The 25,991-nt window shown below is 37.0% G+C and carries 20 protein-coding genes, 6 pseudogenes and 1 riboswitch; of the genes and pseudogenes, 17 read left to right on the forward strand and 9 right to left on the reverse strand.

The annotated features are described in order from the left end of the window. Position 1 precedes the first annotated feature (1 nt). The 5 genes and pseudogenes from N4G44_RS04825 to recJ form a co-directional block, all read right to left on the reverse strand. Positions 2-463 carry a hypothetical protein gene (locus tag N4G44_RS04825; protein WP_474924833.1) on the reverse strand — a complete coding sequence of 154 codons (462 nt, stop codon included), beginning with the start codon at positions 461-463 and terminating at the stop codon, positions 2-4. 351 nt (positions 464-814) lie between these two features. Beyond that, positions 815-1,153 (reverse strand): DUF3817 domain-containing protein, encoded by a 339-nt coding sequence (locus N4G44_RS04830; protein ID WP_474924834.1) that lies wholly within the window; start codon positions 1,151-1,153, stop codon positions 815-817. A 5-nt stretch (positions 1,154-1,158) separates the two neighbouring features. Continuing rightward, positions 1,159-1,938, reverse strand: a complete 780-nt coding sequence (locus tag N4G44_RS04835) for a hypothetical protein (RefSeq protein WP_474924835.1) — start codon at positions 1,936-1,938, stop codon at positions 1,159-1,161. A gap of 9 nt (positions 1,939-1,947) precedes the next feature. Next, positions 1,948-2,532 carry a nicotinate (nicotinamide) nucleotide adenylyltransferase gene (nadD, locus tag N4G44_RS04840; protein ID WP_474924836.1) on the reverse strand — a complete coding sequence of 195 codons (585 nt, stop codon included), beginning with the start codon at positions 2,530-2,532 and terminating at the stop codon, positions 1,948-1,950. Positions 2,533-2,573: 41 nt separating this feature from the next. Beyond that, a pseudogene (recJ, locus tag N4G44_RS04845) lies at positions 2,574-4,285 on the reverse strand (single-stranded-DNA-specific exonuclease RecJ). 107 nt (positions 4,286-4,392) lie between these two features. On the opposite strand from recJ, the gene N4G44_RS04850 reads away from it, so the two are divergent. Next, complete coding sequence (locus N4G44_RS04850) at positions 4,393-5,205, forward strand: M48 family metallopeptidase (RefSeq protein ID WP_474924837.1); 813 nt, start codon at positions 4,393-4,395, stop codon at positions 5,203-5,205. Between the two features lie 81 nt (positions 5,206-5,286). Here the strand turns inward: N4G44_RS04850 and N4G44_RS04855 are convergent. Next, positions 5,287-6,908, reverse strand: a pseudogene (locus N4G44_RS04855) (ABC-F family ATP-binding cassette domain-containing protein). Positions 6,909-7,099: 191 nt separating this feature from the next. On the opposite strand from N4G44_RS04855, the pseudogene smpB reads away from it, so the two are divergent. From smpB to N4G44_RS04885, 6 genes and pseudogenes are all read left to right on the forward strand, one after another. Then, a pseudogene (gene smpB / locus N4G44_RS04860) lies at positions 7,100-7,557 on the forward strand (SsrA-binding protein SmpB). Positions 7,558-7,634: 77 nt separating this feature from the next. Then, complete coding sequence (locus tag N4G44_RS04865) at positions 7,635-9,119, forward strand: OmpA family protein (protein ID WP_474924838.1); 1,485 nt, start codon at positions 7,635-7,637, stop codon at positions 9,117-9,119. 91 nt (positions 9,120-9,210) lie between these two features. Beyond that, positions 9,211-9,951, forward strand: coding sequence for a YebC/PmpR family DNA-binding transcriptional regulator (locus N4G44_RS04870; RefSeq protein ID WP_474924839.1), 741 nt, complete (start codon positions 9,211-9,213; stop codon positions 9,949-9,951). Positions 9,952-10,009: 58 nt separating this feature from the next. After that, positions 10,010-10,834: a UDP-2,3-diacylglucosamine diphosphatase gene (locus N4G44_RS04875; RefSeq protein WP_474924840.1), complete on the forward strand. Its 825-nt coding sequence runs from the start codon at positions 10,010-10,012 to the stop codon at positions 10,832-10,834. Further along, positions 10,835-11,602, forward strand: a complete 768-nt coding sequence (locus N4G44_RS04880) for a glycosyltransferase family protein (RefSeq protein ID WP_474924841.1) — start codon at positions 10,835-10,837, stop codon at positions 11,600-11,602. 14 nt (positions 11,603-11,616) lie between these two features. After that, positions 11,617-11,805: a hypothetical protein gene (locus N4G44_RS04885; protein ID WP_474924842.1), complete on the forward strand. Its 189-nt coding sequence runs from the start codon at positions 11,617-11,619 to the stop codon at positions 11,803-11,805. Here the strand turns inward: N4G44_RS04885 and N4G44_RS04890 are convergent. Together N4G44_RS04890 and N4G44_RS04895 are read right to left on the reverse strand one after the other, a co-directional pair. After that, positions 11,802-12,083 carry a GNAT family N-acetyltransferase gene (locus tag N4G44_RS04890; protein ID WP_474924843.1) on the reverse strand — a complete coding sequence of 94 codons (282 nt, stop codon included), beginning with the start codon at positions 12,081-12,083 and terminating at the stop codon, positions 11,802-11,804. The genes N4G44_RS04885 and N4G44_RS04890 overlap by 4 nt on opposite strands. A gap of 220 nt (positions 12,084-12,303) precedes the next feature. Further along, on the reverse strand, positions 12,304-13,053 hold the full coding sequence (locus N4G44_RS04895) for an RDD family protein (RefSeq protein ID WP_474924844.1): 750 nt from the start codon (positions 13,051-13,053) through the stop codon (positions 12,304-12,306). A gap of 27 nt (positions 13,054-13,080) precedes the next feature. Between N4G44_RS04895 and N4G44_RS04900 the strand changes: the two are divergent. The 8 genes and pseudogenes from N4G44_RS04900 (at position 13,081) to N4G44_RS04935 (ending at position 20,449) form a co-directional block, all read left to right on the forward strand. Beyond that, positions 13,081-14,063: pseudogene (locus tag N4G44_RS04900) on the forward strand (stage II sporulation protein M). Next, complete coding sequence (locus tag N4G44_RS04905; protein ID WP_474924845.1) at positions 14,050-15,009, forward strand: DUF4013 domain-containing protein; 960 nt, start codon at positions 14,050-14,052, stop codon at positions 15,007-15,009. Before N4G44_RS04900 ends, N4G44_RS04905 begins: the two are co-directional and overlap by 14 nt. Beyond that, complete coding sequence (locus tag N4G44_RS04910; protein ID WP_474924846.1) at positions 15,002-15,799, forward strand: DUF4129 domain-containing protein; 798 nt, start codon at positions 15,002-15,004, stop codon at positions 15,797-15,799. The genes N4G44_RS04905 and N4G44_RS04910 overlap by 8 nt, the downstream gene beginning before the upstream one ends. 44 nt (positions 15,800-15,843) lie before the next feature. After that, positions 15,844-16,974 (forward strand): hypothetical protein, encoded by a 1,131-nt coding sequence (locus N4G44_RS04915; protein WP_474924847.1) that lies wholly within the window; start codon positions 15,844-15,846, stop codon positions 16,972-16,974. Between the two features lie 144 nt (positions 16,975-17,118). Next, complete coding sequence (locus tag N4G44_RS04920) at positions 17,119-18,150, forward strand: AAA family ATPase (RefSeq protein ID WP_474924848.1); 1,032 nt, start codon at positions 17,119-17,121, stop codon at positions 18,148-18,150. Positions 18,151-18,235: 85 nt separating this feature from the next. Further along, positions 18,236-18,592, forward strand: coding sequence for a four helix bundle protein (locus tag N4G44_RS04925; RefSeq protein WP_474924849.1), 357 nt, complete (start codon positions 18,236-18,238; stop codon positions 18,590-18,592). A gap of 45 nt (positions 18,593-18,637) precedes the next feature. Beyond that, the gene (locus N4G44_RS04930; protein ID WP_474924850.1) at positions 18,638-19,960 is read left to right on the forward strand and encodes a DUF58 domain-containing protein; all 1,323 of its coding nucleotides are present in this window, start codon (positions 18,638-18,640) and stop codon (positions 19,958-19,960) included. Positions 19,961-20,029: 69 nt separating this feature from the next. Next, positions 20,030-20,449 carry an OsmC family protein gene (locus N4G44_RS04935; RefSeq protein ID WP_040993591.1) on the forward strand — a complete coding sequence of 140 codons (420 nt, stop codon included), beginning with the start codon at positions 20,030-20,032 and terminating at the stop codon, positions 20,447-20,449. 50 nt (positions 20,450-20,499) lie between these two features. Here the strand turns inward: N4G44_RS04935 and N4G44_RS04940 are convergent. Beyond that, positions 20,500-23,114 (reverse strand): annotated as a pseudogene (locus N4G44_RS04940) (MGH1-like glycoside hydrolase domain-containing protein). Between the two features lie 186 nt (positions 23,115-23,300). Continuing rightward, positions 23,301-23,407: riboswitch (SAM riboswitch) on the forward strand. A gap of 58 nt (positions 23,408-23,465) precedes the next feature. Here N4G44_RS04940 and N4G44_RS04945 point away from each other — a divergent pair. Together N4G44_RS04945 and N4G44_RS04950 are read left to right on the forward strand one after the other, a co-directional pair. Continuing rightward, positions 23,466-24,403, forward strand: a pseudogene (locus N4G44_RS04945) (alpha/beta fold hydrolase). A gap of 1 nt (position 24,404) precedes the next feature. Continuing rightward, complete coding sequence (locus N4G44_RS04950; RefSeq protein WP_474924851.1) at positions 24,405-25,943, forward strand: ACT domain-containing protein; 1,539 nt, start codon at positions 24,405-24,407, stop codon at positions 25,941-25,943. Positions 25,944-25,991: the final 48 nt, after the last annotated feature.

Genomic DNA, 25,991 nt, shown 5'->3' on the forward strand with positions numbered 1-25,991 from the left:
TTCAGGGTTCCGTTGTAGCCGTCATTTTTTTCTTTTTCATCACAATATTGATGACGCCTTCATTGGATTCTACCTGGAATTCACTTCCCGGCGTAGTAATTACTTCAATTTTCTGGATATCTTCAGATGGAGTACCCTTCAGCATTTCTATAAGAGCTTCAGCATCCATATTGGTTTTTTTGTTGTTGATGTAAACCACTACATCCGATTTTCCCATGATCTTCAATGATTTTCCATCGATGCTTGAAATCATTGGAGTTTGTTTCAAGAGATTGAAAGTATTCGTTCCCTTTGCGATCGGGGAAGAAGCTACATCGTAAATGAAACGGTCACTCTGTTTTTTGAAAACCTGTTTCTTGATATTGACAGCTTCAATGTTTTTTACTTTCAGGGTATCTTTTGACTGCTGGGCAGCTGCCAGTCCACTGAAAAATAAGGCGGCAATAAAGATTTGAGTTTTCATGATTATTTTATTTTAGTTGTTTAATAGCTTGTATTTGTTATTATTTAACATAGCAAAGATATATAATAAAAACAGTATCATGCAATACAAAGTACTTAAAATGTTTTTAAATTAAATTTAAAGTATTGATTATCAGTTAATAAAATTTTAAATTAAAATTTCAGTTTGTCTTTAACTTTCTATAATTAGACAATTCAACAGGATATTTTGTTACACTAAAGATTAAAATTTGATCAAAATTTAATAAGAAGTAGGGAGAGGTTAAGTAAAAGAAGCTGATGGTACGGATATCCAGAGTATCACCAATTAAATAAAAAAAGGACCATTGAGGTCCTTTTTAATATTATAATGTTATTCCCGGTCGAATCGGGCTAATTGTTTGTCTATCCAAATGGTGGCAAATGGGAAAAAAGCAGCAATTAAAGCAAAAACGCTGTCTTCATCATCCCATTCATATATTTTTCTTATGGCAGGAAGAAATATCAGGTATAGTGTAAAGAAAAATCCGTGAATACTGCCGATAGTACTGATGTAAACAATCGGAAGAACTCCTTCCGGATCAATACGTATCCAGGTCATCGCTGTAAATAGAAAAAACCACGAAATTGCTTCAGCCAAACAGATCAGCTTAAACCATTTGATGACTTTTTCCTGAGGATATTTTGAGAAAAATTTTTCGATGAATTCCATTACAGTTATTTATAATATATTTTAAAGTGTGTTTTTACACCATTGTATAAAACCTCTCTTTTTGAAAACACAAAGTTATGAGATTTAATAAACTTACTCACCTCTTTTTCAAAATAAGGGATGAATTTCTTATTATGTTTGTTATCAATATGATGATTAAAACTTTCAAGTTTTAAAGTATATGTTGATTCATCTAATTCTAAATTTACTTTAGTAAAAGATTGTTCTTTAGTTAAAACTTTATAATCTTTTGGATAAATAAAACTTTTAAAGAAAAGCTTATTAATTATTGAGTCTGCAATAGCATCGTTATTTTCATAAATCCAATCGAGATGATCATTATGCTCGAAAATAATTGCGGGATTTTTATAAATGTATTCTAAAAGAGATTTCTGTACAAGATTTTCCATGAAATTTTCACCAAACTTCTGTTCTGTAAAAATGTTCATGAAACTATTATAGCATTTATCGGAAGTATAAGCGTGGGGTATATCACTGTTCATAGCTATTCCTCCCCAGATAATATTATGGTTTTTTAAAATAGCTTTCAATTCTTCTTTTGCAGGAAAATCACTTCCGGCGGGAGCTATATTATAAATGAAATACTTATTTTGTGTTTTAGAATCAATACTCGCTCTCAGGGAATCACGGGTACACCTTTCATGATAGTATTTCATCATGTTCTGATATTTTAACTCTAAAGAATCATTGTTAGAAAGAACAGTGTTTTGTCCGGATAAAGAAATTTGAATAAAGGTGAAAAACAAAAATAAATAGAATTTCATAGTCAAAAATTACTTATAAAAACTGCTTCCATCCAAATAATCAAAAACTTCCGGTGGAAGCATCGGACGTACATTTTTTCCATCTCTGATCATATTTCTGATCTCTGTGGCAGAAAGTTCAATCACGGGAGCTTTGATCATAGAAATGTTTTCATGCTGCAGGTATTCGGAATCTTTCTTTTCCCCTTCAAAAACCCTTGGATATACAATAATATGGTGGTTTTTAATCAGCAGATCAGAGTTTTTCCATTTGTAAAGACTGCTTAAATTGTCTTCCCCCATAATCAGACTGAAAGAATAATCCGGGTATTTTTCATGAAGATAGGTAAGCGTATCTATTGTATAGCTCGGTTTAGGAAGTGAAAATTCCACATTCGAAGCCCTCATATTCGGATAGCTTTTCACGGCAAGCTGTACCATATCCAGCCTGTTGTGATCTTTTAGAAGAGATTTTTTATCCTTAAATGGGTTCTGTGGGCTTACTACAAACCACAATTCATCCATATCAGAATTTTCCAGAATATAATTAGCCAGAATTAAATGTCCGATATGTATAGGATTAAAAGAACCGAAAAATAAACCGATTTTTTTCATTGGTTGTCAGGTAGTAGATGATAGTTTGCAGGTAGCAGTAATTAATCCCTGAATTTTACATCCTTTATATTTAAGTAATGCGTTACATTGCCTTTCCAGTGGTTTTCTTCTAAAGTAAAGGCAAGATCAAAGTTTTTATTTTTAAAATCTTCCACATACTGTCCGAGTTTAAAACCGACACATTCTATATTTCTGCCGGTGGATTCCTGCTTGATGTAAAATTTCAGGTGATTGTTGTCTTTTCCCATTGTTTTTACATAGCCGGATAGTTTCTGGTCAGTTAGTGTCAGGATAGGTTTCATATTATGAGGTCCGAACGGTGCCAGCTTTCTGTGGAAATTGATAAATTCCCGGTTGATCTCATCAATTTTAATCTCGGAATCAATCGTGATGGAAGGTTCCTGCTGGTGTTCCTGGATTTTTTCAGAGACGATTTTCTCAAATTTTATTTTGAAAGCTTCAAATTTGTCTTTTTCCATCGAAAGTCCTGCTGCAGCATGATGTCCGCCGAACTTCAGAAAGAATTCAGAACACATATCCAATGCTTCGTGCACGTCAAAATCCGAAACGGATCTGGCAGAAGCTACCATCTCCCCATTATTACCGTCAGTAAATACAAGTGTAGGCTTATAATAAGTTTCAATAAGTCTTGAAGCTACAATTCCGATTACCCCTTTATTCCATTCAGGGTGGTAAACAATGGTGGAATATTTTGTCTGCTGCTGGGATTCAACGATTTGATTCAAAGCGGAAAGTGTGGAGTTCATATCCAGTTCACGCCTTTCATCATTAAGATTCATAATATCGCTGACGATCTGGTTGGCATGTTTGAGGTTGTCCGAAACCATAAGTTCCACTGCAGCTTTTCCCTGTGAAATTCTTCCGGCAGCATTGATTTTTGGAGCAATTTCAAAAACAATATTTGAAATTTCAAAGTGAGAAAGCTTATCTTCAGGAATCAGAAGTCTCAATCCAAGGTTTCTGGTTTTTCTGAGAACTTTTAAGCCCATTTTGGCCAGAACCCTGTTTTCGCCGGTCATCGAAACAATATCTGCGGCAATGGAAATAGCCAGAAGATCGGTAAGTTCAAATAATTCGGCTTCAGGAATTTTATAGATGGTATTCAGTCCCTGGCAAAGCTTAAAGCCTACACCACATCCTGAAAGTTCTTTAAAAGGATATCTGCAGTCATTTCTTTTCGGATCCAGAACAGCTACTGCATTGGGAATTTCTTCACCCGGCAGGTGGTGATCACAGATAATAAAATCAATCCCTTTGTCCTGGGCATACTTTACCATGTCGGTTGCTTTGATCCCGCAGTCTAAAGCGATAATCAGGGAGAAACCGTTTTCTTTGGCAAAATCAATCCCTTCGGTAGAAATTCCGTATCCTTCAGAATTCCTGTCCGGGATGTAATAATCTAAATATTTTTCTCAACAATTTTGCTGAGGTAAAGGTACATGAGGGCAACGGCTGTGGTTCCGTCTACATCGTAATCTCCATAAACCAGTATTTTCTCACCGTTTTCAATGGCTGTGGCAATGCGCTCTACAGCTTTCTGCATATCTGCCATTAAGAACGGGTTGTGTATATCGTTGAGGTTCGGTTTGAAGAATTCTCTGGCCTTTTGATAATTGTCAATTCCCCTTAGAACGAGGAGTTTAGATTCAAAAGTACCAAAACCAAGTGACGAACTTAATCTGTCCACAACTTCCTCATCGGGTTCGGGCTTGTAAATCCATTTCTGACTCATTTCACAAAAATAGGGAAAAAAATAGCATTTTGAAATGATTAAGGATGAACTTGACTTTCTGATTATTGAAAAAATATTTATCTTCGCGGACCAAATTAAAAATGATCATGAAAAAAATCACACTCTGCCTTTTATTCTTAGGGGCTATGAATGCTGTATCGGCACAGAAAATCAATCTTGGAAAAGCGGCAGGCGTTGTTTCGAAAGGAGCAAAAGCCCTTACTTTTACCAATGAAGATGCCGTAAAACTTTCAAAAGAGTCCGTTGACTGGATGGATAAAAATAACTCTGTGGCCGGACCAAAGGATCCTTATACCGTAAGACTTAACAAGCTTTTCGGAAAGCATAAATCTCAGGACGGGCTGGCCCTGAATTACAAAGTTTACAAAGTGAAGGATATCAATGCTTTTGCCTGTGCAGACGGAAGTGTACGTGTTTTTTCTTCGTTAATGGATATCATGACGGACGATGAGCTTTTGGCAGTAATTGGTCATGAAATCGGTCACGTTAAAAATCAGGATACTAAAGATGCGATTAAATCTGCTTATCTAAAGGCAGCAGCATTGGATGCAGCATCGTCAGCTTCAGGAACTGTAGCCGCATTAAATGACAGTCAGGTAGGAAAAATGGCTAACGAATTCCTGGATGCTTCTCACAGCAAGAAGCAGGAGTCCGAAGCGGATACTTACTCTTATGATTTCATGAAAGCGAATAATTATAATGTAGTAGGAGCTTATTCAGCATTCAAAAAGCTGGCATTGCTTTCTGAAGGAAGTACACAGACCGGTTTTGAAAAAATGTTCAATTCCCACCCGGACAGTGAAAAAAGAGCTCAGGCTATTAAGAAAAGAGCTGAAAAAGACGGATTATGGAAAGATCCGGGAACAGTGGCTCTTCCTAAAACGAAGCTTACGAAATAAAATAAGTATTTAATAAAAAAAATTCCTCAAAGGCTACTTTGAGGAATTTTTTTATAATGAATTTTAATGTTGTTTCAGAAATTAAGAATACATTTTCTCTCTAAGTTCTTTCACTTTTTTATCAGCAAGATATTCATCGTAAGTCATTTCTCTGTCGATGATTCCTGTTGGAGTCAGTTCAATGATTCTGTTACAGACAGTTGAAAGCATTTCGTGGTCATGAGAAGCCAATAAAAGGTTACCTTTAAAGTTAGACAATGAATTGTTCAATGTTGTGATACTTTCAAGGTCCAAGTGGTTGGTAGGTTCGTCTAACAAAAGAACGTTGGCCTTCTGAAGCATCATTCTGCTGAACATACATCTCATTTTTTCACCTCCGGAAAGCACTTTGCAGGATTTTAAAGCTTCATCACCTGAGAAAAGCATTCTTCCTAAGAATCCTCTTACGAATTCCTCGTGACGCTCTTCGTCGTTTTTAGTGAATTGTCTCAACCAGTCAACCAGGCTTAGATCTTCCTGGAAGAAATTGGTGTTATCCAAAGGCATGTAAGATTGGTTGGTGGTAACTCCCAAGCCACTGTTCCTTTATCAGCTTCAACATTTCCTGCAAGAATTTCGAAAAATTCAGTAATAGCAAGAGAGTTTTTGGAAAGAACGGCAACTTTATCTCCTTTCTTAAGATTTAAGTCGATGTTTGAGAATAACAATTCCCCGTCTTTTGTTTTTTCAAGACCTTTTACATCAAGGATCTGATCTCCTGCTTCTCTTTCCATTTCGAAAATAATAGCCGGATATCTTCTTGAAGAAGGCTTGATATCATCAATGTTCAGTTTGTCGATCATTTTCTTTCTTGCAGTAGCCTGTTTCGCTTTTGCGACGTTGGAGCTGAATCTTGCGATGAAATCCTGAAGTTCTTTCTTCTTTTCTTCTGCTTTTTTATTTGCCTGAGCTCTTTGTCTTGTTGCTAACTGTGAAGCCTGGTACCAGAAAGAGTAGTTACCTGTATAAAGGTTAAGTTTAGCATAATCCAGATCCCCGATATGCGTACAAACCGTATCCAGGAAGTGACGGTCGTGAGAAACCACAATTACTGTATTCTCATAATCGGCAAGGAAATCTTCTAACCATGAAATAGTATCAATATCAAGGTCGTTGGTAGGCTCATCCAGAATCAGCACATCAGGATTTCCGAAAAGAGCCTGAGCCAAAAGAACTTTTACTTTGTCTTTGTTCTCAAGTTCACTCATCATCTGCCAGTGCATATCATCTTTAATACCTACATTGGATAACATGGTCTGTGCATCGGATTCTGCAGTCCATCCACCCATTTCATCATAAATGACACCCAGCTCACCCGCCTTGATTCCGTCTTCATCGGAAAAGTCTTCTTTAGCATATAAAGAATCCATTTCCTCTTTTATTTCAAATAATTTTTTGTTTCCTCTTAAAACAGCCTCAAGAACAGTAAATTGATCGTAAGCAAAGTGATCCTGCTCCAATACTGACATTCTTTTCCCCGGCTCCAAAGATACATGCCCTGTAGTAGGATCCTGCTTTCCCGTTAATATTTTAAGGAATGTAGATTTCCCCGCACCGTTTGCTCCGATAATCCCGTAGCAGTTTCCTTTGGTAAACATAATATTTACCTCGTCAAAAAGAACTCTTTTCCCGAATTGTAAAGATAAGTTAGATACTGTTAACATATAGTTTTGTAAATTTGGCGCAAAAATACGAAAAGAATTTGGGTATTTCGTAATAATGTAATAGTCAAGTTTTTAAATATGGGGTATTTTTTCTATATTTCATTAACGAAATAAATAAAGAGCAGTCCATAAAGACCACTTTAATAAAGATTGGCACAAAATTCAATCTATTTAATCACGAATTTTTTACAATGAAGATCGAAAAAACAGTAAATATATTAAACAGAAGAGCCCGTTTTGAATACGAAATCCTTGAAGAATTTGAAGCAGGAATGGTTTTAACGGGTACGGAAATAAAATCTTTGCGTTCCTCCAAAGCGTCTATCACAGAATCCTTCTGTCAGTTTATTGATGGGGAATTATACATTATTAATATGATGATTGATGAGTATAAATTAGGAACTTTTTACAATCACAAAACAAAAAGGGAACGGAAATTGCTGTTGCACAAAAAAGAATTGCAGAAACTTGAAAAAAGTTAAAGGATGCTGGAAACACAATTATACCTCTTAAATTATATATCACAGACAAGGGTAAAGCAAAGGTGCTCATTGCGCTTGGTAGAGGTAAAAAACTCTTTGATAAAAGGGAAGCGATAAAAGATAGAGAAAATAAACGTAACCTGGACAGAATATTAAAGAAAAGTTAAAAATCATTCAAAAAACTTTGTATATAAAGAAAAATTATATTTATTTTGCATTATCAATTATTTAATCATTTAATTCTATGAAAAATCTAAAATTAGGAATTTCAGCATTGGCGCTTACGGTTGCCTCTACTGTCTTTGCCCAGACTACCAATAACCCGTGGTTGATCGGAGTTGGTGCTCATGCGGAAAACCATAAGGCACAAAGAGACAACTTTAGTAATACGTTCTCTGCTAATAATTTAACGAAGACAATGTTCAATGTGAACAACTTCTCTATTACACCTCCATTATCTAAATTAACAGTTGCTAGAAACATCGGTAAAGGTTTAGTTATCGACTGGCAGACTTCCGTAGGTAATGTAGATAACAAGAGATTTAACATGGGAAAAGAATTTTTCCTAATGACAGGTCTTGGTTTCCAGGCTAAAGCAGCTGGTCTTTTATGGGATGAAGAATCTTGGTTCGATCCGTATTTAAGAGTTGGTGCTAACTACCTGAGACATGATTACACTGCTCTTACTTTCCCTAGATATGATTATAGAGGAGAGCTTGTTGCTAACGGAGACGGTGGTAACGAAAACGGTAAAGCTAATCACTTTACAGTTTCTACAGGTGCTGGTGCTAACTTCTGGGTAACTAAGAACTTCGGTCTTGGTATCCAAGGTGATTATGTATCAACTCCAGGTGATAAATCTACAGTTGCTAACTTCTGGCAAGCTTCTGCATCAATCTTATTCAGATTTGGTAACAGAGATAGAGATAAGGATGGTATCCTAGATAAAGATGACCTTTGTCCAGATACTCCAGGTCTACCAGAATTCCAAGGATGTCCTGATACTGACGGTGACGGAGTTCCAGATAAAGACGATCAATGTCCAGAAGTAGCTGGTCCAGTTGAAAACAACGGTTGTCCTTGGCCAGATACAGATGGTGACGGTGTTATCGATAAAGATGATGCTTGTCCTACAGTAGCAGGTCCTGCTGAAAACAACGGTTGTCCTTGGCCAGATACAGACGGTGACGGAATCCTAGATAAAGATGACGCTTGTCCTACAGTTCCAGGTCTTCCAGAATACAACGGATGTCCTAAGCCTAAGAAACAAACTGCTATTGAAACTACAGAAGCTCTTAAAGGTATCTTCTTCGACTTCAATAAAGCGACTATCAGACCAGAATCTAGCGCTAAACTAGATAACGCTGCTAAGATCATCAAAACTGACGGTGGTAACTACCTAGTTGAAGGTCAAACTGATGCTAAAGGTGCTGCTGAGTACAACTTGAAACTTTCTAGACAAAGAGCTGCTTCAGTAGTTGCTGCTTTAGAAGCTAGAGGAGTTGATGTAAATGCTCTTAAGTCAATCGGTGTTGGTGAAACTAAAGCTACAGTTTCTGAAAAAGCTTCTGACGCTGAAAGACAAGCTGATAGAAAAGTTGTTGTAACTGCTATCGAAGATGCTAACGAGTGGAACGCAATCAAGAAAAAAGATTACGAAGATGCTCCAGTAAAAAAAGCTACTAAAAAAGCTCCGGCTAAGAAAAAAGTAGTTAAAAAGAAAAAATAATTAATTTTTCTAAATAATAAATACCTCCGATTATTCGGGGGTATTTTTTTTGTTGACTTTTAGTTAATTTTGTTGAAATTTAAAAATTAAAATGGGAAGAGCATTTGAATATAGAAAAGCTTCTAAAATGGCCAGATGGGATAAAATGGCCAAAACTTTCTCCAAAATTGGTAAAGACATAGCACTGGCAGTAAAAGCTGGTGGTGCAGACCCTGAAGCCAACCCGGCTTTAAGAAGATGTATCCAGAATGCCAAAGGTGCGAATATGCCTAAAGATAACGTAGAAAGAGCTATCAAAAAAGCAAGTGGTGCGGATGCGGAAAACTACGAAGAAGTTACTTACGAAGGATATGGGCAGGGTGGTGTTGCTTTCTTTGTTGAATGTACTACCAATAATACAACCAGAACCGTTGCCAATGTAAGAGCTATCTTCAATAAATTTGACGGTAACCTTGGGAAGAACGGCGAGCTGGCTTTTATCTTCGACAGAAAAGGAATTTTTACAATCGATTTGGCCCAAATAAAGATGGATTGGGATGATTTTGAAATGGAAATGATCGACGGTGGTGCAGAAGATGTGGAAAAGGATGAAGAGGAAGTAATGATTACTACAGCTTTTGAAGACTTCGGATCATTGTCACACAAATTAGATGAATTGGGGATCGAAGCAAAAAGCGCCGAACTTCAGAGAATTCCGAACAATACCAAAGAAGTCAATGAAGAACAGTTCAAAGCCAATATGAAAATGCTTGAACGTTTCGAAGATGATGATGACGTGCAGAACGTTTACCACAATATGGAGATCACAGATGAATTGATGGATTCACTGTAAAAAAATAATATAGCATTCATATACAGTTAACTTTCAATTAGTTTCTTTGCATAAAACTATGAAAAGAAACGTTGAATTAGTTGTCATATCGGATGTTCATTTGGGTACTTATGGATGTAAGGCTAAAGAGCTGTTGCGGTATCTCAATTCTATCCAGCCTAAAACATTAGTTTTGAACGGTGATATTATTGATATCTGGCAGTTTAAAAAGTCTTACTTCCCTAAACCTCATTTGAAAGTGATCAAAAAGATCATTTCATTTGCGACCAAAAATACACAGGTTTATTACATAACGGGCAATCACGATGAAATGTTCCGTAAGTTTACCGATTTTGAATTGGGTAAACTAAAGGTTTGTAATAAGATCTGTCTTGATATTGATCAGAAGAAAACCTGGATATTTCATGGAGATGTTTTTGATGCCTCTGTTCAGCATTCCAAATGGATTGCCAAGCTTGGCGGGAAAGGGTATGATCTCCTGATTGTCATTAACAATATTGTGAACTGGTTTTTAGAGAAAATGGGCAGAGAAAAATATTCATTTTCCAAAAAGATCAAAAACAATGTAAAAAAAGCAGTAAAGTATATCGGGGATTTTGAACTTACTGCTTCCGAACTGGCTATTGATAATCATTACGATTATGTAATCTGTGGACACATCCACCAGCCTCAGATCCGTGAAGTTGTCACTAAAAAAGGATCGTGTACTTATCTGAACTCCGGAGACTGGATCGAAAATCTCTCCGCACTTGAATATCATGATAAAGAATGGAAAGTATTTTATTATGATGACCACAAGGACTCACTTAAAGATGACGAAGCAGAAGAGATTCAGGACATGGACAGTTCCGAACTTCTGAAAATAGTAACTAATTTTTCTTAAATGAAAGTATTGTATGCATTTCAGGGAACAGGGAACGGACACGTTGCCAGAGCGCAGGAAATTATTCCTATTCTCAAAAAGTATGCTTCGGTCAATACATTGATCAGCGGTCATCAGTCGCAATTAAAGGCTGATTTCGACATTAACTTTCAATATAGGGGGATTTCTCTTCTTTACAACAAAACAGGCGGTTTATCCTATCGCAAAACATTTACTGATAATAAATTTCTTGAAGCGGTAAAAACCATCAAGGAATTAGAGCTTTCTCAATATGATCTGATCATCAACGATTATGAACCTTTGACCGGATGGGCAGCAAAGCTGAAAAAACTACCGATGATCGAGCTGAGCCATCAGGCATCAATGAGCTTTGCTGAAACTCCAAAGCCTGAAAAGAAAGATTTTCTCGGGGAAATGATTCTTAAATATTATGTTCCCAGCGAAAGAAAAATCGGATTTCATTTTGAAAATTACCACCCTCAGATCAAAAAACCGGTGATCAGGCATAAGATTCGGAATCTTAATCCGGATAAAAAAGGATATTATCTTGTGTATCTTCCCAGCTTTGCAGACGAAAATATCATCAAGGTCCTGAAGCAGATTCCTGTTCAATGGAAAGTTTTTTCAAAGTACAGTAAAGTTCAGGTCAAAATAAAAAATGTAGAAGTTTTTCCTATTGATGATTTGCAGTATCTGAAATACTTTGAAAGCTGTGACGGTATTTTATGCAATGCCGGCTTTGAAACTCCTGCAGAAGCACTTTTTTAGATAAAAAGCTGTTTGTGATTCCCATTCATAACCAGTACGAGCAGGAATGTAATGCGAGCGCTTTAAACCTTATGGGAATTCCAAATTCTAAAGTGCTAAACCCTCAGGAGATTATGGAATGGGTTGCTTCAGATCATCACCTGAAAGTAGATTATCCGGACGATATTGAAAAGATTCTGGTCAATGAAGTTCTAGTTTTTTAAAAAACATCATCTACATCACTCATTCTTGTCATTACCGCTCTTGCGTAAGAGCAATGAGGATATACTTTCCAGTTGTTTTCTCTGGCAAACTTTATAGCTTCCTCAACCAGGTATTTCCCCATTCCCCGGCCTTCAAATTCCGGATGTACCAGTACAAAAGAGATAATGAATTTGTTGTCTTCCGGGAAAATAGTATACGTCAGTCTTCCCACTTCTTTGATTTCATTATTCAGCGTAATCACTCCGCCGTTTCCTGATTTATTGTTTTCAAATTTCATAATTAAAACCTTTGTTTTTAAAGATGCAAAAACTGCACCGACGGGTTATTATAAGTGATGAATGATAAGTAATGGGGCAATGGTTGATCGTGAACTGTCAATATTGAATTTGCTTCACAGTCAATTTTTTTACTTCGACAAAATTGAAAAATGATTTCCAAACAAGTTCAATTGAGTATTTACTTGCGCAGCAAAATTGACCATTGACAACAACACTTCATCAATTATCTTTCCCGGTATAGTAGTTATAATCTTTGATCACTACATTAATAAACTGCCTTTCCGTCATTTTTGCCGGGTCTATTTCAAGCTTGAGAATGCTTTTAATCTTGTCAGAAAGCCTGCTGATGATCTGGCGGTCGTCAACTTTCAGTGCTTTGGTGTAATTATCCTTGATGATCCGCATATCATTATCGCTTAATGCAATGACCTGGGGAAATGATGGAACATAACTTTCGTGAATATTTTCCAAAATGGTATGGGAAATATTAATGTTGTTTTTTAAAGAAATTACGGCAGTGCCGGAAGCAATATCTCCCAGACGTTGATTATTTTTAGAAACAATCATAGAAATAAGGCCTATGACCCCAACGAATGAAGTATCAATCAGCCTGAACATCCAGCGGATCAGATAATCACCAAAACTGGCCTGGTAACCATCAATTTTCACTACCCGGATTTTCATAAGTTTTTTTCCGGGAGTCTGCCCTTCCATAAGGCTTTCCAGAACGACCGGATAAATATAAACAGGAAATGTAAGAACAATATAAACAGCCATTACGGACCATTGATCAAGCCCGGTTAATAAATACCCAAAATCAAAAATATTGAAGAAAAGATAGAATATAATTACCACATAAGCGACCTTTATCAAAAGATCGATAATGAAGGCGAGCATTCTTTCTCCAACACTTGCAATAGTAAAGTTAATATTTACATTTTGTGAGGTATTTATCGCAATTTGAGACATAATTTTTATTATTTTAGCCTTACAATTATGAGAGAAGTTTATTTCATTAAACAAAATAAAGAAAAATGGTTGGGAATTGAACAGGTTATTCAAGGGAAAATAAAAAAAATCCTGATGACCTGTCTTCGTTGTATATCAACCTGATCAATGATCTTTCATTTGCACAGACCTATTACCCTAAAAGCAATACTACAGTATACCTGAACCATCTGTCTTCACAAATATTCCAGAAGATTTATAAAACTAAAAGAGTAGAGGAGAACAGGCTGTTTTATTTTTTCAGGACAGAAGTTCCCCTGCTGATCTATCAGTACAGGAGATATCTAATGTATGCTTTTCTGTTTTTTATTCTGTTTACCTCAATAGGAGTGCTTTCCGGGGCTTATGATAAAGATTTTGCCAATATCATTCTTGGGGAAGACTATGTAAATGAAACCATAGAGAACATCAAAAAAGGAAATGCTGTAGGAATTTACCAGAGTGGTTCCACATGGGGAAGTACAATCGGGATTATTTTCAATAACATCGGAGTGGGAGCGAAATTGTATATCTATGGCATCACCGGAGGGGTAGGAACTTTGTTTGCCCTGCTTTCCAATAGTGTGATGTTGGGATCCTTTCAATATTTTTTCTACGATTACGGTGCTTTGAAGGACAGCGCAAGAGGAATCTGGCTTCACGGGGTTTTTGAGATCTTTGCAATGGTTGTGGAAGCCATGTGCGGGCTGATCCTTGGAGCGAGCATTCTGTTTCCCAGGACATTTTCAAGATTTAATTCTTTCAAAACCGGGTTTAAGGACTCTTTTAAAATTTTCCTAAGTACCATTCCCTTTACCATCTGTGCAGGAATTATCGAAGGTTATGTAACAAGACATGCTTTGAAAATGCCGCTGGTGGTAAATTTAGCTATTATAATCAGTTCACTTGCCATTATAGGATTTTACTATTTTGTTTATCCTTGGGTGGTTTATAAAAAAATTAATAACCAGATCGATCATGCAGTTTTATAAAAAAAGAGAGTTTGGAGCTTTCATCAGTGACAGCTTTAATTTTTTCAAATTATACGGAAAAAATTATTTTAAGAATTACCTTCTCATTAACGGGCTGCTGTTAATTTTAACAGTTGCGGTAGTGATTTTCGGGTTCAGAGAAATCTTCGGACAGCTTATCGGTTCCAATGTAGGAGGAGAAAGTTATTATTTTGAAAGATATTTTTCAGAAAACGCCGGCCTGCTTATTGTTTCCGCAATACTTATTTTTATCCTTTTTGCCATTCTGATGATCATTAATTACCTGTATCCGGTTTTCTATCTGAAAAGAATTACTGAAGGGGCTCAAAAGGTAAAAACAGATGAGATACTGGGAGATTTTAAGAGAAACGCCGGAAGAATTGCCAAAATGTGCATAGGAATGCTCTTTATTGTAGTGCCTGTAATGATGATCCTTTTAGGGTTTACCTATTTGCTGATGATCATCATCATTGGTTTCTTCCTGATGCTGCTTTTTTATCCCACGGCATTCAATGTTTCGGCATTTCTGATGTATGACTATTTTAATACAAAAAGAGGCTTTATAGAAAGCTTAAGTTATTCCATAAGATCCCAGTTTTCCTATCCGAACGGAAACGAAAAATCCCCTTACTGGAAATACTGGGGAGCATCCATTATCATGTTCATCATTATGTATATGATCACTTCAGTATTTACGTTGATACCGATGTTCTTTTTTTACGGATCATTAATGACATCCACTCCAAACGGAAACTTTGAAGAGAATCCTTTTACAGGGGTTGCCGGAGTCATTTTCTTTATATTTTATGGATTTTCAATGCTTGCTTCATTATTGCTTTCCAACCTGATGTACATCAATGCGGGGCTGATGTATTATGACAGCAGGACGGATCTTCACCAGAAAGTTGAACTTGAAGAAATAGAAACCATAGGCATCAATGAATAGAATTCTTCTTTTTCTGCTGCTTTTTTTCTCTGTTTGTCCTGTTCGTGCACAGGATGAGCATGAGCCTGCAACAGTAGAAGACTATATTTTTGACTCGCTGGGGACAGGACATTACCGGAATATGCTTCGTGCAGATTCTGTGCTGATCCGGAAACCGGTTTCGGAAAATAAGATTTATCCCAAGACATTTAAAGAAAATCTTCAGTCAAGATATAAGGGAAATGAATTTGATTATTCGGTTTCGAAGCCGAGAGAATCTTTTTTCCAAAAGCTGATGAAAAGGATAGATAAGATTCTGCAAAGCATTTTTGGCGAAACGGCTTTTACCAATTCTGCTAAAATTACCATGATTCTTATTCGTCTGTTTGCCATTACCCTGGTAGGATTTCTTCTTTATTTTATCATTAAATATTTGATGGACAAAGAAGGAAATTTCTTGTTTGGCAAGAAAAATAGAAAAGTAGAGATCAATGCGGAAGAGCTTCATGAAAATATTCATGAGATCAATTTTCTGGAAAGTATTTCAAAATTTGAAAGGCAGGGAGATTTCCGTTCGGCGGTCCGTTATCAGTTCTTATTTGTTCTGAAAAAGCTGAGTGATAAAAAGCAGATCAGCTGGAACCCGGAAAAGACCAATAAGGATTACCTGATGGAACTTAAAGCAGAACATCTTAAAAACGAATTTTCTGAGCTGTCTTATATCTTCGATTATGTCTGGTACGGAGAATTCAGCATTGATGAACAAGCTTACCTGAAATTTAAAAATCAGTACCAGGCATTTAAACCTTAATTAAACCACTGACTTACCATGAAAAAACCTTCAAAATATATGCTGTGATATTCATCGTTGTGATGCTTATTCTGGCGTTGCTTGAAGTCAATAAAAAAGAAACGGTAAACTGGCGCAAGAACTTCAGTATTAATGAGAAATCTCCTTTCGGACTGTTTGTCTTTAATAATGAAGCCAAAGATTTGTTTAAAAATAATCTGAAAAGAACTGAAGAGTCACCTTACGATTATTATAGTCAAAGGAAAAAGGATCCTCATAATATCCTCATTATAGAAAAAGACTTGGATAATCAATCATGGAGAAAAATCCTGGAACAGGTATCAAACGGTTCGGATGCTATGATCCTGGTAGGCAATACTCCAAAAGATATTTCAGACAGTATCGGTTACCATAGCTCGGATATTTCTTTTGCTGAGGAAAATGTATTGAAATTTACGGATAAACAATACCAGAACGATTTTATTAAGCTGGATAAATTCCCTTCCGGCAGAGGATTTTCATACATTAAGCCCCGGGTGGAGGTTTTGGGAAAAACAGTGGAAAAAGATAATTCAGACCAGGTAAATTTTATTAAGACAAAATTTGGGAAAGGAACGATCTATGTACACAGCGAACCGCTTTTCCTCACCAATTACTATCTTTTGAAGCCGGGCAGCTTAAAATATGCCCAGGATGTTTTTTCTTACCTTCAGGACAGAGAAACCATCTGGTTTGTAGAAAATGATACTAAGGTTTCGCGGTTCTTTATGAGATTTATCCTCTCAAACCCTGCCCTCAAATATGCCTGGTGGGTGTTTTTAGGCGGACTGGTCCTGTTTATTTTCTTTAATGCAAAAAGAAAACAGCGGATAGTGCCTGTTTTGGAACCGCTGAGAAATACTTCGGTAGATTTTGTGAAAAGCATTGGGAATCTTTATCTTCAGGAAGGAAATTTCCATGATATGATGGCTAAAAAAGCTCAGTATTTCCTGAACAAAATAAGAATGGATCTATTGATAGATACCCGAAATCTGGATGCGGAATTTGCCAATAAACTGCATCTGAAAACAGGAAAGCCGATAGAAATGATTGATGAAGCAATAGCCCTGATTAAGAAAGGACAGGATCCCTATGCAAGTGTGATGAAAGAAGATCTTATAAGGATGAATAAAATTCTTGATGAAATATTGATATAAATGTAACAATGCTTTTTTGTAAAGTTCAGTTAGGAAACAGACAAACGGAACGATTTAGCAAAAGACCGGATATAACCGGTAGTATTAAAATTTATTAAAAAAACCGGATGAAACCGGCTCCCATAAAAAACAAAGACAAAAATTATGGAAAACCTTGAAAATGAAAATGTAGAAAACCAAAGTTCTATTAATTTAAATAAAAAAGAAGACCAGTTTCAATCCAGAATTGATATGATTGAGCTCCGTGCCAGCCTGGAAAAAGTAAAAGCTGAAATAGCCAAAGTTATTGTAGGGCAGGAAAGCATGGTTGAGCATCTTATTGCCGCCCTTTTATCCAACGGTCATGTCCTGATCGAAGGTGTTCCCGGTGTTGCCAAAACCATTACGGCTAAACTTCTGGCCAGAACCATTGATGTTGGCTTTAGCAGGATCCAGTTTACGCCGGACCTTATGCCTTCCGATATTTTGGGAACCTCTGTTTTCAGTGTGAAAAATTCCGAATTTGAATTTAAAAAAGGTCCCATTTTCTCTAATTTTATCCTGATTGATGAGATCAACAGGTCCCCTGCCAAAACACAGGCCGCATTATTTGAGGTGATGGAAGAAAGGCAGATCACCATGGACGGAACCCGCTATATGATGGACGAGCCATTCCTGGTAGTAGCAACCCAGAATCCTATAGAGCACGAAGGAACTTACAGGCTTCCTGAAGCACAATTGGACCGTTTTCTCTTCAAAATTAATGTCGGGTATCCTAATCTTGAACAGGAGATTGCCATTATAAGAAACCAGCACGAAAGTAAAAAAGAAGATAAGACGGAAGGAGTAAACCGTGTCATTACCGCAGAACAGCTGAAAAATTATCAGCATTTGGTAAAAGAGATCATTGTAGAATCTCAGCTTATGGAATATATTGCTAAAATTATAGTCAATACACGGGAAAACCAGTTTTTATATCTGGGTGCCTCTCCGAGAGCTTCACTGGCTCTGCTTACAGCTTCCAAATCTTTTGCTGCGCTCAGAGGAAGAGATTTTGTAACTCCGGAAGACATCAAGGAAGCCAGTTATGCAGTATTAAGACACAGAGTAATCGTTTCTCCGGAAAGAGAGATGGAAGGCCTTACTGCAGATGAAATTATACGTCAGATCCTGGAGGGAATAGAAATTCCTAGATAGGTTGCAGATATTAGGTAAAAGTTTGCAGGTGCTAAATGCAGAATGATGTACTTACAATTGTTTTTTATTAAAATGATGAGACTTTATGGCTAATTTTAAGGAGCTTTTGGTTTGGCAGAGATCTATTGATTTTGTTACGGATATTTATAGAAGTACAGGTTCTTTTCCGAAAGATGAAATGTATGGGCTTATTTCGCAGATCAGAAGAGCTTCGGTTTCTATACCATCAAATATTGCTGAAGGCAACTCCCGAAGAAGCAAACCAGACTATTTGCAATTTCTGAAAATAGCCAGAGGAAGCTGTGCTGAAGTAGAAACTCAGTTAATGATTTCCAAAAATCTTAATTATTTAAATGAAGAAAATTATCAAAAATTAAATAACAATATTATAGAGATTTCAAAAATGCTGAATGGTTTAATAAATTCACTGCAACCAGTTTAACCCCAAACCTATCACCTACGATCTACCACCTGCTACCTTAAAAATATGAAAAACCTATACATCAATACACGATTTTTCTTTTCGCTCATCGGAGTGGGGATTGTGTATGTCCTTGCATTTTTCTTTCCGGTCCTGATGTGGGTTGCTCACATTTTGGTGTTATTGTGTTTTCTTGCGGTAATGGTAGACTATCTTTTGCTGTTTAATCAAAAGAGTGCATTGCTGGCCCAAAGGATACTTCCCGAAAAGTTGTCCAACGGAGATGAAAATTTTGTAAAAATTGATATTAAAAATAATTACAGTTTTAAGATCAACACCAAGATCATTGATGAAATTCCCTTTCAATTCCAGAAAAGAGATTTCCTGATTACAAAGAACATCGAGCCGGGCAAAAATACCTATTTCCAATACAGTTTGGTACCCAAAGAAAGAGGAGAGTATAGTTTCGGAAACCTGAATGTGTTTGCTTCTTCACCGTTAGGATTTGTAGCCAGAAGGTTCAGCTTCCAGAAAGATGCCATGTTGCCAGCTTATCCGTCCTTTGTTCATCTCAGAAAATATGAGTTGATGGCACTACAGAGTGAATTTATGCTGGGTGGGATCAAAAAAATCAGGAAACTGGGGCATACGATGGAATTTGAACAGATCAAAGAATATGTTCCCGGTGATGATATCAGAACCATCAACTGGAAAGCGACTTCCAAAACAAACCGATTGATGGTCAATCAGTTTCAGGATGAAAAGTCACAGCGTATCTTTATTCTGATCGATAAAGGAAGGACGATGAAAATGCCTTTCAACGGATTGAGTCTTCTCGATTACTCCATTAATGCGGCTATGGCCTTGTCTCATATTATTTTGAAAAAAGGGGATCGTGCCGGAATGATGACGTTCTCCAAAAAAACTGAAAATAAAGTAGCTGCTGAAAACAAATCAGGCCAGCTAAAAAAGATTTCCGAGGCATTATACAATATTAAAACCGATTTTTTTGAAAGTGATTTTAACCGTCTGTATCAGGATGTAAAATATTCTCTGAACCAACGGAGCCTTATTTTACTTTTTACCAATTTTGAAACCCTGGATGGATTAAACCGTCAATTAAAATACCTTCGAGGCATTGCCAAGAATCATATGCTGGTCGTTATATTTTTTAAAAATTCAGAATTACAGACTCTTATTCATAAAAACCCTGAAAGTATGCAGGAAATTTATGATGAGGTTATCGCTGAAAAATTTGAATTTGAAAAGAAACTGATCATTCAGGAACTCCGGAAATATGGGATCTATACCGTATATACGCTTCCTGAAAATTTAAATATTGACGTTATCAATAAATATCTTGAGATAAAAGCGCGAGGAATTTTATAATTTTGAATAAGCAATAAGCAATAAGCAATAAGCAATAAGCAATAAGCAATAAGCAATAAGCAATAAGCAATGAAAATTACACTGAACAGAATAAACGACGATTTTTTATTTGAATGTACCAACTCCCAGGGGAACTCAATCCTTTTGGACAATACCTCACAGCCGGGAGCTAAAGGAGTTTCTCCTATGGAAAGCGTATTGATGGCAGTGGCCGGATGTAGCGGGATAGATGTAGTTTCAATTCTGAAAAAACAACGCCAGGAAATCACAGGTTTTCAGGCAGAAGTAGAAGGGGAAAGAGTTCAGGTAGAAGATGCAAAACCTTTTAAATCGATCAAAGTGAAATTTCTTCTGGAAGGCAATATAGATCCTAAAAAAGCATTGAAAGCGGCTGAATTATCCTTTGAAAAATATTGTTCCGTATCAAAAACCTTAGAGCCGAATGTAGAAATTGGGTATGAAGTTCTTGTTAACGGAGAGAAAGTTTAATAGTTGTAAGAAATTAAAAGCTTCCGGCCCATTCGGGCCGGAAGCTTCATTTATACTGTTAATCTTGGTTTCATAAGCTTTGCAACCGTTGCCGTCCATCCTGTCTGATGGGAAGCTCCTACACCTCGGCCGTTGTCTCCGTGGAAATATTCAAAGAAAGTAATATAATCTTTAAAATGTTCATCATAATTAAACTTGGCATTGCCCCCATTGAAAGGCCTTTGCCCATCCTCATCCTTCAAAAACAGGGAACATAGCCTTCTGCTGATATTTTGTGCTACTTCATCCAGGTTTTTTTCTCACCGCTTCCTGTAGGAAATTCAACTTTTAAGCTGTTGCCATAGTAAAAGTGAAAACGCTGTAAGCTTTCCACGATCAGGAAATTGATCGGAAACCAGATCGGTCCCCGCCAGTTGCTGTTACCTCCAAACATCCTGCTGTCGCTCTCCGCAGGAGTATAATAAACTACGTTTTCCGTACCGTGAACAGAAAATACAAACGGATTTTCCTCGTATACTTTAGACATGGCGCGTATTCCGTAAGAGCTCAGGAATTCATTCTCGTCAAGCATTCTTCTTAGAACCTTTGTCAGCCTGTTTTTGCGTAAAATACTCATCAGGTGCTTTCTGCCTTGTCCTTCCTCGTCCCAGTGAGAAACCAGTTTTGTAAGTTCCGGCTTGTTCTTTAAGACCCAATCCATCCTTGCCTGGAAATTCGGCATCTTTTCCAATAATTTGTGATCTACAATTTCTACGGCAAACATAGGAATCAACCCTACAATGCTTCTCAGCTTCAAAGACACACTGTCCCCGTTACCAAGCTGCAGAACATCATAGAAAAAGCCATCCTCTTCATTCCATAAACCTTCTTTACCGTCACCTAAGTTTTCCATAGCTTCTGCGATGTACAGATAATGCTCAAAAAACTTGATCGCCATATCTTCATATACCTGATAATACTGGGCAAGTTCCATAGCAATGCGCATCATATTGAGAGCATACATTGCCATCCAGCTCGTTCCGTCAGCCTGCTCAAGATGCTGGCCGTCCTTCAGTACCATATTTCGGTCGAAAGCCCCGATATTATCCAGACCAAGAAAACCGCCGCCAAAAATATTTTTACCGTTTTTATCCTTCCGGTTCACCCACCATGTAAAATTCAGGAGAAGCTTCTGGAATACTTTTTCAAGGAATAAAAGATCAGGCTTGCCATTTTGTTTTTCATCAATTTTGAAAACCCTGAAGCAGGACCATGCGTGTACCGGTGGATTCACATCGCTCAGATTCCATTCATAGGCAGGAAGTTGGCCGTTCGGATGCATATACCATTCTTTGGTTAAAAGTAAAAGCTGACCTTTGGCAAATTCCGCATCAATGATAGAAAAAGGAACACAGTGAAATGCCAGATCCCAGGTCGCATACCAGGGATATTCCCACTTATCGGGCATAGAAATAATGTCCTTGTTGTGAAGGTGGTTCCACTCTGTATTTCTTACATACTCATTAAAATTTCTCGGAGCTTCATGATTCGGATCACCTTTAAGCCATTTTCCTACGTTGTAATGATAAAACTGCTTATTCCACAGAAGGCCTGCAAATGCCTGCCGCTGAACATTCCTTTCATCCTCATTCGTTGTTTCGCTCTGGACTTCGCTGTAGAATTCATCTGCTTCGGCAATTCTTGTGCTGAAAATTTCGTCAAAATTTTCAAAAGGCTCATCAGTTTCATCAGGACACAGCCTGAAATCAAAAACTTTGGATTGTCCTGCGCCTACCATTTCATCAATGATAAAAGAAGCTTTGGTACCTCTTTTTTCCGGATTTACCGTATTGCTTCCATAAATGATATAGTCATTGATTCCGTCTTTAAAATAGGTATTACCCGGATAAGGAGCGCCATATAGTTTAGGTGTATTGGTTTCATTTTCGCAGAAAGCACTCTGGGCAGCCCTGTTTCTTGAATAGAACTTTTTGATTGAAATACTGTCATGGTTAACATCTATGCATCCGTCATACGCAGCATTCATCTGGCCTTTATAGGTGTTATATCCCCATTTCCAGTTATTTCTGAACCAGGCAGTTGGTGCTAGGACAATGGGAGCATCCTCATTACTCCTGTTATGAACAGTTACCCTTGCAAGAATATCATTGTGGTCGCCTTTACAGTATTCAATGAAAATATCAAAATATTCATCATTGTCAAAAATTCCTGTATCAAACAGCTCATATTCAGGTTCCTTTTTGCTTCTTCTGCCGTTCTCCGCAACAATATCATCATAAGGAAATGCATTGATAGGGTATTTGTACACCATTTTCATATAACTATGCGTAGGTGTATTATCTAAATAATAAAAGATTTCTTTGATGTCTTCCCCGTGGTTACCCTGAGGATTGCTTAATCCAAAAAAACGCTCTTTTATGATCTTATCTTTTTTGTTCCAAAAGGAAAAGGCAAAACAGAAAATCTGTTTCACATCGGAAATCCCCGCAATCCCTTCTTCACCCCATCGGTAAGTATAACTTTCTGCGGTATTGTGGTTGGCATAATTCCAGGCATTTCCGTTCGGGCTGTAATCTTCACGTACATTTCCCCATTGCCGGTTACTGACGTATGGCCCCCAGTTTTTCCATTTGGAATCTTGTAATCTTTCTTTTTCAACAGTCATATTTCATCACTTTTCAAATACGAAGTTAGTTTTTTTGAAAAAAAATTCCAATTCTTTCCATCTGAATAATTATTAATATACTATTGGAACACTTACTATTACTGGTTTTTTTGATATTAAATATTTTTTTTGAAAAAATTAAAAGAAAAAACATATCTTTGCAGTGCGTTCATTCAAATATTGAAAATGTTATCAAGAAAGGTTGAGGGATTAGACCCTATGAAACCTTAGCAACCCTTTGTGCAAGCAGAGAAGGTGCTACGTTCTACCAATTTATTTTGGACAGATAACTCACTGAAGTTCTTTTCAGCCATTTCCTGTGGCATTTTCAATTGTATTAAAATAATAGAATTGAAAACAGAACTAAACTATATTAATCTTTCGTATCAAACCCATTCCCAAAAGGAATACCATATCCCGCTGACTTATCAGATCTTCGGGCCAGACTTGTTTTCAGCTCCCGTTATACTGGTCAATCATGCTTTGACCGGAAATTCAAATGTTTCCGGAGAAAAAGGATGGTGGAAGCAGTTGATCGGAGAAAATCAGGTCATTGATACCAATAAGTATACTGTTCTGTGTTTCAATATCCCCGGAAACGGATTTGATGACTTTTTAATTGACGAATACGAAGATTTCACCCCTTCGGATATTGCTGAAATATTCCTGAAAGGTCTTGAAACTTTATATATCAAAAATTTATACGCCATTATCGGAGGCTCTCTCGGAGGTGGAATTGCATGGGAAATGCTTGCCAAGCAGCCGCAGCTGGCGGAAATTTTTATTCCCATTGCCTGCGATTCCAAAACCCACGACTGGCTTCATGCACAGTGCCTGGTTCAGAAATTCCTCTTAAACGGAAATGATGAACCTCTGCAGAAAGCAAGAATCCATGCGATGCTGTGCTACAGAACTCCTCAATCTTTAAACGACAGATTTCAAAATAGATACGATCCGGAAAAACAGAGATTAGAATCTGAAGACTGGCTCGTTTATCACGGAAATTCATTAAACGAAAGATTTAGTTTGAAAGCTTATAAGCTAATGAATCATTTGCTGATGAATATCAATACCGAAAAAAGCAACAAGAAAAGATCAGCGCCCGAATGCACCTTATTGCTGTAGACACCGATCTGTTTTTCCCGGCATCAGAAATCCGAATGTGCTTTCAGCAGCTGAAAGAGGAAAACAAAGAGGTTTTTTACCACGAAATACAGTCAATTCACGGGCATGATGCCTTCCTGATGGAATATAAACAATTAAATACAATCATAAAAAATATTTTGTAGAATGAGAAATGCTAACGAAATAAAGTTTTTAAAGAACAGATCAATTATCAAATTTGAAGGAGAAGATTTCCTGGGTGAAATCGGGATCGACGGAAGAATTTTTAAGGCGCTTACTTTGGCACGCATAAGTGTGGGAGTGATCTCTCAGCAGGCTATTGAAAACGGGATATCTATCCTGGTGAATGAAGCGGATGCAGAAAAAGCAGTTACCTGCCTGATTGATGAATTTGAAGCCGAAAGAAAGTCAGGCAAAGTTTCACAGATTTACAGCATTAATAATGTTTCCGTGCTTGGATTCGTAGCGGAAGATTTCAATAAAGTCCTTGCAGAGCTGGCAAGAAACAATGTATTCCCACTGCTTTTAAACCAGGTGGCAGCAGAAAAAAGAGTCAATATCGTAGTAACCTCTTCGCAGGACGAGAAAACAAAAAATATCATCGAATCTGAAATTTTCAAAAAACCTAAAACCGTTCATTTAGCGATCATAGGTCATGGAAATGTAGGAAAAACTCTGATAGAACAGGTTTTACAGTCTTCCGAAGAAATCAGGAGACGTAAGAAAATCGATCTTAAAGTAGTTGCAGTAGCCAACTCAAGAAAAATTGCCTTCAATAAAAAAGGATTTAATACGAATTGGAGTGATGAGGTTTTAACGGCAGAACACCCGTCCAATGTTGAGGAACTGATCAGCTTTTCCAAAGAAAACCAGCTGGAAAACCTGATCGTAGTAGATAATACAGCAAGCAAAGATTTTGTGAAAAACTATCATGCACTTGCTGAGAACGGCTTTGACTTGGTTTCATCCAATAAAATTTTCAATACCCTTCCCATTGAAGAATACCGTAAACTAAGATATACGTTGAACAAAAACAACAGACGTTATCTGTATGAAACCAACGTTGGAGCAGGGCTTCCGCTAATCGATACGATAAAACTTTTACACCTTTCAGGAGAAAATATTACAAGAATTAAAGGAGTATTTTCCGGAACATTGAGTTACGTTTTCAATAATTTTTCTTTGAGAGATGATAAGTTTTCCACAATTGTCAATGAAGCCTTGGAAAAAGGCTATACAGAGCCAGACCCACGGGAAGATTTATCAGGAAATGATGTGGCCAGAAAATTATTAATTCTGGCGAGAGAACTGGATTTAATCAATGAATTTGATGATATCAACATTCAGAATCTGGTTCCTGAAAGTTTACTTTCTGTTTCAAAATCAGAATTCCTTTCAAGATTACATGAACTGGATGAAGAATACCAGAAAATTAAAGAAAGCCAGGAACCGGGGCATGTACTTCGTTATGTAGGTGATCTTCACGGTGATCTTCAGAAAGATAAAGGACAGCTTGATGTAAAACTGGTTTCCGTACCGGGGAACTCAGCTTTAGGACAGTTGAAAGGTTCAGATTCTATTTTTGAAATTTATACGGAAAGTTATGGTGAAAATCCTATTGTGATTATGGGAGCCGGAGCTGGAGCCCAGGTAACGGCAAGAGGAGTTTTCGGAGATATTCTGAGAGTAAGTGAAACAAAATAATTTAATATAACAATTTAACAATGTACCGGTTGACCAATAATCTCATTG

Source organism: Chryseobacterium sp. GTID13, assembly GCF_056172655.1.

Bases quoted from the DNA above. Each gene is read 5' to 3' on its own strand.
- N4G44_RS04950 (WP_474924851.1), top strand. From the start codon at position 24,405: ATGAGAAATGCTAACGAAATAAAGTTTTTAAAGAACAGATCAATTATC.
- N4G44_RS04875 (WP_474924840.1), top strand. From the start codon at position 10,010: ATGAAAAGAAACGTTGAATTAGTTGTCATATCGGATGTTCATTTGGGT.
- N4G44_RS04905 (WP_474924845.1), top strand. From the start codon at position 14,050: ATGCAGTTTTATAAAAAAAGAGAGTTTGGAGCTTTCATCAGTGACAGC.
- N4G44_RS04925 (WP_474924849.1), top strand. From the start codon at position 18,236: ATGGCTAATTTTAAGGAGCTTTTGGTTTGGCAGAGATCTATTGATTTT.
- N4G44_RS04890 (WP_474924843.1), bottom strand. From the start codon at position 12,083: ATGAAATTTGAAAACAATAAATCAGGAAACGGCGGAGTGATTACGCTG.
- N4G44_RS04930 (WP_474924850.1), top strand. From the start codon at position 18,638: ATGAAAAACCTATACATCAATACACGATTTTTCTTTTCGCTCATCGGA.
- N4G44_RS04825 (WP_474924833.1), bottom strand. From the start codon at position 463: ATGAAAACTCAAATCTTTATTGCCGCCTTATTTTTCAGTGGACTGGCA.
- nadD (WP_474924836.1), bottom strand. From the start codon at position 2,532: ATGAAAAAAATCGGTTTATTTTTCGGTTCTTTTAATCCTATACATATC.
- N4G44_RS04910 (WP_474924846.1), top strand. From the start codon at position 15,002: ATGAATAGAATTCTTCTTTTTCTGCTGCTTTTTTTCTCTGTTTGTCCT.
- N4G44_RS04835 (WP_474924835.1), bottom strand. From the start codon at position 1,938: ATGAAATTCTATTTATTTTTGTTTTTCACCTTTATTCAAATTTCTTTA.
- N4G44_RS04935 (WP_040993591.1), top strand. From the start codon at position 20,030: ATGAAAATTACACTGAACAGAATAAACGACGATTTTTTATTTGAATGT.
- N4G44_RS04850 (WP_474924837.1), top strand. From the start codon at position 4,393: ATGAAAAAAATCACACTCTGCCTTTTATTCTTAGGGGCTATGAATGCT.
- N4G44_RS04830 (WP_474924834.1), bottom strand. From the start codon at position 1,153: ATGGAATTCATCGAAAAATTTTTCTCAAAATATCCTCAGGAAAAAGTC.
- N4G44_RS04880 (WP_474924841.1), top strand. From the start codon at position 10,835: ATGAAAGTATTGTATGCATTTCAGGGAACAGGGAACGGACACGTTGCC.
- N4G44_RS04865 (WP_474924838.1), top strand. From the start codon at position 7,635: ATGAAAAATCTAAAATTAGGAATTTCAGCATTGGCGCTTACGGTTGCC.
- N4G44_RS04870 (WP_474924839.1), top strand. From the start codon at position 9,211: ATGGGAAGAGCATTTGAATATAGAAAAGCTTCTAAAATGGCCAGATGG.
- N4G44_RS04895 (WP_474924844.1), bottom strand. From the start codon at position 13,053: ATGTCTCAAATTGCGATAAATACCTCACAAAATGTAAATATTAACTTT.
- N4G44_RS04920 (WP_474924848.1), top strand. From the start codon at position 17,119: ATGGAAAACCTTGAAAATGAAAATGTAGAAAACCAAAGTTCTATTAAT.